We start from the raw sequence: 6,059 nt of genomic DNA, 5'->3' as shown, positions 1-6,059 counted from the left end.
CGCTCTTCCGATCTGACCCGTGCTCGCGCAGGGCCCGCCGCAGACCGGGGGCGACGGCGTCGACGTCGAGGTCGTCGGGGTGGGCGGAGTGCACGCCCGTGGCGAACGGCGCGACGAGCCGGTCCAGCACCCGCTCCCCCATCCGCGCCCGGACGAGGCCGCCGAGGGAGCGCTCGGTCATGCCGACGAAGGCCGGCAGCCGGCGGTCGAGGCTCGCGCGCAGCATGCCGGCACGGCCGAGGGCCGCCCGCAGCCGGGGGGCGGTCGGGTCGGCGGGGATGCCCAGGATCCCGGAGTCGGGGGCGGGCACGGCGCCCTCCGGCAGGAACAGCCACGAGCCGGAGCGGTTGGGGTGCACCACGCGCTCGCCGAGGCCGAGCTCGTCCAGGAGGTCGGGGACCGCCCGGGAGCGGGTCGCGAAGGACTCGGCGCCCGAGTCGAGGACGAGGCCCGCCACCTGGTGGGCGCCGACGGCTCCCCCGAGGTGGTCCTCGGCCTCGACCAGGGTGACGCGCAGCCCGCGGGCCGCCAGGTCGCGGGCGGCCACGAGCCCGGAGACGCCGCCGCCCACCACGAGGGCGGATCGGGGCGGGGTCCGGCGGGCGGGCCGGCCGTCCCGCTCCGCGCTCACGGCCTGCCGCCGCGAGGGGTCTGCTCCAGCGGCTGGTCGTGGACGAAGGACACGAGGTCCGTCAGCACCTGCGGGTCGGTGCCCGGCGGGACGCCGTGGCCGAGGTTCACCACGTGCCCGGGCGCCGTGGCCCCGCCGGCCAGCACCTCGCGCACGTGCTCGGCGAGCACGGGCCAGGGGGCGGTGAGCAGGGCCGGGTCGATGTTGCCCTGCAGCACGGTGGACCCGCCGAGCCGCCGGTTGGCCTCGGCCAGCGGGATCCGGTAGTCCACGCCCACCGCGTCCGCGCCGGCGTCCCGCATCGCGGCGAGCAGCTCACCGGTGCCGGTGCCGAAGTGGATCCGGGGCACGGCGAGGTCCTCGACGGCGCGCAGCGCGGCCGCCGAGTGCTCCACCACGTGCGCGGAGTAGTCGGCCAGGGACAGGGAGCCCGCCCAGGAGTCGAAGAGCTGCACGGCGGAGGCGCCGGCCTCGACCTGGGCGCGCAGGAACGCCCCGGACGTCCGGGCCGCCCACTCGGCGAGCGCCCGCCAGGCCGCCGGGTCGGCGTGCATCATCGTGCGCGGCAGCAGGTGGTCCCGGGAGGGCCCGCCCTCGACCATGTAGGCGGCCACGGTGAACGGCGCCCCGGCGAAGCCGATGAGCGGGGTCGCCCCGAGCTCCGCGACGGTGCGGGCGACGGCCTCGCGGATCGGGTCGAGGGAGCCCTCGGTGAGCTCGGGCAGGGCGGCGACGTCGGCGGCCGTGCGCACGGGGCGCTCCAGGACGGGACCGCGGCCCGGGACGATCTCGACGTCCACGCCGGCCACGCGCATGGGCACGACGATGTCGGAGAAGAAGATGGCGGCGTCGACGTCGTGCCGGCGCACCGGCTGGAGCGTGATCTCGGCGGCCATCGCGGGGTCCAGGCAGGCGTCGAGCATGGCGGTGCCCTGGCGCAGGGACCGGTACTCCGGCAGCGACCGGCCCGCCTGCCGCATGAACCACACCGGGCGGCGGCCGGGCGCGCGGCCCGTGAGGGCCTGCAGCAGCGGGGCATCCAGTGTGCCGGCGGCCCGCAGCGGATGGCCCTGCGGCAGCGCCCCGAGCGATCCGGTCAGGCGCCGGAACGCCGCCGAGGAGTGGGTGCCGCCCGTGGGGTGCCCGGGAACGGCTGCGGTCGACGTGTCCGGCGTGCTCGCCGTCTCAGGGGTGGTAGGCATAGTGCTCCCATTGTGCCAAGGAACACCGACGTCGTTTACCGACGCAGCGTCACCGGGGTCCGGGAGGGGCCGGTCGGTGACGGACGTGAGCGGCCTCTCGGACGTCACTGAGGCGCGGATCCGCGGTGACCGTCTAGTATGAATGCACTGTGGTCCTCTTCGCTCTCGTCGCCTCCCATCAGAACGTCGATCTGAACACCGTTGCGCGTCTCAGCACCGGTGCGCTCGGGCTGTCCGAGGAGATGGTCCGCAGCGGCCCCCTCCGGGGCGCCGTGACCCTCTCGACGTGCAACCGGCTCGAGATCTACGGGGAGCTCGAGGACACGCCGGGCGTCCCGTCCGGGGCGGCGCTGGACCGGGTCCTGGCCGAGCTCGCCGAGCAGATCGGCTCCCGCGCCGGGCTCGACCCCGAGTTCGTGGCCGACTCCCTGCGGGCCTTCACCGACTCCGGCGCCGCACGCCACCTCTTCACCGTGGTCTCCGGGCTGGAGTCCGCCGTGGTGGGCGAGCGCGAGATCACCGGGCAGGTCCGGCGCGCCCTCAACGACGCCCAGCAGGCGGGGACGGTCTCCGGCAAGCTCCAGCGGCTGTTCGAGGCGGCCGCCCGCACCGCCCGCAAGGTGGGCACGCAGACCGCCCTGGGCGAGCGCGGCCGCTCCATCGTCTCCGTGGCCCTGGACCTCGCCGACGACGTCACGTCCGGCACCTGGACGTCGCGCCGGGCCCTCGTGTTCGGCACGGGCGCCTACGCAGGGGCGACCATGGCGGCCCTGCGCGACCGCGGCTGCGCGGACATCGAGGTGTACTCGGCGTCGGGCCGGGCGGAGCAGTTCACCGAGAACCGCGGCGGCACCCCGGTGGGGACCGCGGAGCTGGCCGCGGCCCTGGAGCGCGCCGACGTCGTGATCGGCTGCAGCGGCGGCTCCGCCCCCATGGGCGCCGCCGCGTTCCCCGCCGGGTCCCGCACCGTGGTCGACCTGGCTCTGACCCGCGACTTCGACCCCGCCGTGGCGGACCTGCCCGGCGTCGAGCTCATCACCCTCGAGTCGGTGCGCGTGGCCGCCCCGGACGAGACCCGGGAGTCCGTCGACGCCGCGAGCGGGATCGTCGAGCGCGCCGCCCAGGAGTTCGCCGCGAGCCAGGAGGCCCGGGACATGGACGCCGCGATCGTCGCCCTGCGCAAGCACACCATGGCCGTCCTGGACGCCGAGCTCGAGAAGGTCACCTCCCACCACGGATGCACGGCCGCCCAGGAGCAGATCGAGCTCGCGATGCGGCGCATGGTCCGCTCCCTGCTGCACACCCCCACCGTCCGCGCGCGCGAGCTCGCCGCGCAGGGCCGGCAGGACGAGTACATCACCGGTCTGGCGGCGCTGTACGGCATCGAGGTCCCCGCGCCCGCCGCGGAGGAGAGCGCACCACCGGCGGCCGGGGCGCCGCCGGAAGCCGCCACCCGGTCCCAGGCCGCGGGGTAGGGCAGCATTCGTTCGGCCGGCGCCGCCGACCGGTTGAGGAGGAACGGTTCATGACTGAGACCAGGAGAGGCCGCCCGGCGCGCCTCCCGCGCGAGGCCCGCCGGCGGCAGCTGCTCGAGACGGCGCTGACCGTGTTCTCCTCGAACGGCTACCACGGGTCGTCCATGGACGACATCGCCGACGCCGCCCAGGTGAGCAAGCCCGTCCTCTACCAGCACTTCCCCGGCAAGCGCGAGCTGTACCTCGCCCTCGTGGACCACTACCTGCAGGAGCTCTCGCTCGGGCTCGTCACGGCGCTGCAGGGCAGCGACGTGAACCGCGAGCGGGTCGAGTCCATGCTGGACGTCTACTTCGGCTTCGTCGAGGCCAATCCGGAGGCCCACCGGCTGATCTTCGAGTCCGACCTGCTGGCGGACCCGGAGGTCGCGGAGCGCTTCGAGAGCTTCCACCTCGCCGTGGCGGACTCGATCGCCGGGGTCCTCGGGCCCAACGCGGGGCTGAGCCACCCGCACGCCGTGCTCGTCTCCCGCTCCCTCACCGGCATGGCGCAGACCGCCGCGGTGCACTGGATCCGCAACCCGGGCACCGGCGGCCGGGCCGAGGCCCAGCGCCAGATCTTCCGTTTAGCTTGGGGCGGAATCTCGATCATCGACGAGGACTGGCAGTAGCGCCCTCCTAGACTGGCCGGGACGCATCCCGCAGCCCCGACCAGGAGGAACCATGGAAATCAAGATCGGTGTTCAGCACGTCGCCCGGGAGATCGTCGTCGACTCCGCGCTCGAGGCGCCGGAGGCCGTGGAGCTGATCACCGCGGCCATGTCCTCCGGGTCCCCCCTGACCCTGACGGACACCAAGGGCAACGTGACGGTCGTCCCCGCGGGCGTCATCGGCTACGCCGCCGTCGGCGCGGAGCAGAAGCGGGCGGTCGGCTTCACCCCCTTCGCCCAGGACGGCTGAGACCCCCTCCGCCCGGCACGGCGGACCCGGCCCGGCGACCGCACGGAGCGTGCGCGGTCGTCGGGCTACACTGTTGAGTGCACTGGATGACCGGTCGTACCCGCGATCCCACGAACGACAGACACCTACTCGCCCCCGCTCCCCGCGAACAGGCCCCCCACGGCGGCCTCGCGCAGGACCGGACCCGGGCGCCACGCTCCCGTGGCCCGCGCGGTCGAGGCGGCGCACGCTCACGATCGGCTTCCACCCAACGCACGCCCCCCCGGCGCCCGCCAGCACGGCGGCCCGGAGGCCGGACCCCGAGGTCCCCTCCCTTCAGCGGGCGTGCCCGAGTCGTAAGGAAACCGACCGTGACCGACCACATCACCGACACCGCACCGGACGCCGCCGCGCCCGACGACGGGACCGTCCTCGACGGCACCCCCGAGGTCGTCGTCGAGACCACCGAGCACCCCGAGCCGCTGCCCCAGGACTTCGCCGAGTTCGGGGTGCGCCAGGACATCGTGGACTCCCTCGCCGCCGAGGGCATCGTCCACCCCTTCCCCATCCAGGCCATGACCCTGCCGGTGGCACTGTCCGGGCAGGACATCATCGGGCAGGCCAAGACCGGCACGGGCAAGACCCTCGGCTTCGGCATCCCCGTGGTCCAGCGCGTCGTGGGCCGCGGCGACGCGGGGTGGGACCAGCTGAAGAAGCCGGGCGCCCCGCAGGCGCTCATCGTGGTGCCCACCCGCGAGCTCGCCGTCCAGGTCGGCCACGACCTGGCCACCGCCGCGCGGACCCGCGACGCCCGGGTGGCCACCATCTACGGCGGCCGCGCCTACGAGCCCCAGATCGAGCAGCTGCAGGCGGGCGTCGAGGTCGTCGTCGGCACCCCCGGCCGGCTCATCGACCTCAACCGGCAGCGCCACCTCGACCTGTCCGCGGTGCGGGCCGTGGTGCTCGACGAGGCCGACGAGATGCTCGACCTCGGCTTCCTGCCCGACGTCGAGAAGCTGCTCTCGGCCGTGCCCGAGGTCCGGCAGACGATGCTCTTCTCCGCGACGATGCCCGGGCCCGTGGTGGCCATGGCCCGCCGCTACATGACCAAGCCCATGCACATCCGGGCCGCCGCGCCGGACGAGGGCGCCACCAAGAAGGACATCCGCCAGGTGGTCTACCGGGCGCACCACCTCGACAAGGACGAGGTCGTGGCCCGGATCCTGCAGGCCGAGGGCCGGGGGCGCACGATCGTGTTCACCAAGACCAAGCGGGCCGCGGCCAAGCTCGCGGACGAGCTGATCACCCGCGGCTTCGCCGCCGCCCCGCTGCACGGCGACCTGGGGCAGGGCGCCCGCGAGCAGGCGCTGCGCGCGTTCCGCAACAACAAGGTCGACGTGCTCGTGGCCACGGACGTCGCCGCCCGCGGCATCGACGTCGAGGACGTCACGCACGTCATCAACTTCCAGTGCCCCGAGGACGAGAAGACCTACCTGCACCGCACCGGCCGCACCGGCCGCGCGGGCAACAAGGGCACGGCCGTGACGTTCGTGGACTGGGACGACATCCCGCGCTGGCGGCTGATCGACAAGGCCCTGGAGCTCGGCATCCCCGAGCCCCGCGAGACCTACTCCTCCTCCGAGCACCTGTACGAGGAGCTGAGCATCCCGAAGGGCACCAAGGGCCGGCTCCCCCGCTCCAGGCGCACCCACGAGGGGCTCGGCGCCGAGGTCCTCGAGGACCTCGGCGAGCCCGGCGGGCGCAAGAGCGGCCCGCGCGGCGAGGGCCGGGACGGGCGCTCGCGCGACCGCGGCG

Annotated in this window: 6 protein-coding genes; 4 read left to right on the top strand and 2 right to left on the bottom strand. The window is 74.7% G+C overall.

What is annotated here, in order from left to right:
• Together CRM73_RS17760 and hemE are read right to left on the bottom strand one after the other, a co-directional pair.
• Nucleotides 1-631, bottom strand: a 631-nt coding sequence (locus CRM73_RS17760; RefSeq protein WP_229588644.1) for an FAD-dependent oxidoreductase, incomplete at its 3' end; no start/stop codon positions are given.
• Nucleotides 628-1,833, bottom strand: coding sequence for a uroporphyrinogen decarboxylase (hemE, locus tag CRM73_RS17755; protein ID WP_229588643.1), 1,206 nt, complete (start codon nt 1,831-1,833; stop codon nt 628-630). The genes hemE and CRM73_RS17760, both read right to left, overlap by 4 nt.
• A 149-nt stretch (nt 1,834-1,982) precedes the next feature.
• Between hemE and CRM73_RS17750 the strand changes: the two genes are divergently transcribed.
• From CRM73_RS17750 to CRM73_RS17735, 4 genes are all read left to right on the top strand, one after another.
• The gene (locus CRM73_RS17750; protein ID WP_017833431.1) at nt 1,983-3,308 is read left to right on the top strand and encodes a glutamyl-tRNA reductase; all 1,326 of its coding nucleotides are present in this window, start codon (nt 1,983-1,985) and stop codon (nt 3,306-3,308) included.
• A gap of 50 nt (nt 3,309-3,358) precedes the next feature.
• Nucleotides 3,359-3,976, top strand: coding sequence for a TetR/AcrR family transcriptional regulator (locus CRM73_RS17745; protein ID WP_017833430.1), 618 nt, complete (start codon nt 3,359-3,361; stop codon nt 3,974-3,976).
• A 52-nt stretch (nt 3,977-4,028) separates the two neighbouring features.
• Nucleotides 4,029-4,265, top strand: coding sequence for a DUF3107 domain-containing protein (locus CRM73_RS17740; RefSeq protein WP_035927396.1), 237 nt, complete (start codon nt 4,029-4,031; stop codon nt 4,263-4,265).
• A gap of 350 nt (nt 4,266-4,615) precedes the next feature.
• The coding region (locus CRM73_RS17735) for a DEAD/DEAH box helicase (protein ID WP_229588642.1) at nt 4,616-6,059 on the top strand (1,444 nt) is incomplete at its 3' end.

The sequence above is a fragment of the Kocuria sp. CCUG 69068 genome (assembly GCF_020833785.1).
In the GTDB taxonomy this organism is placed as follows: domain Bacteria; phylum Actinomycetota; class Actinomycetes; order Actinomycetales; family Micrococcaceae; genus Kocuria; species Kocuria rosea.
This window is presented reverse-complemented; position numbering and strand designations above follow the sequence as displayed.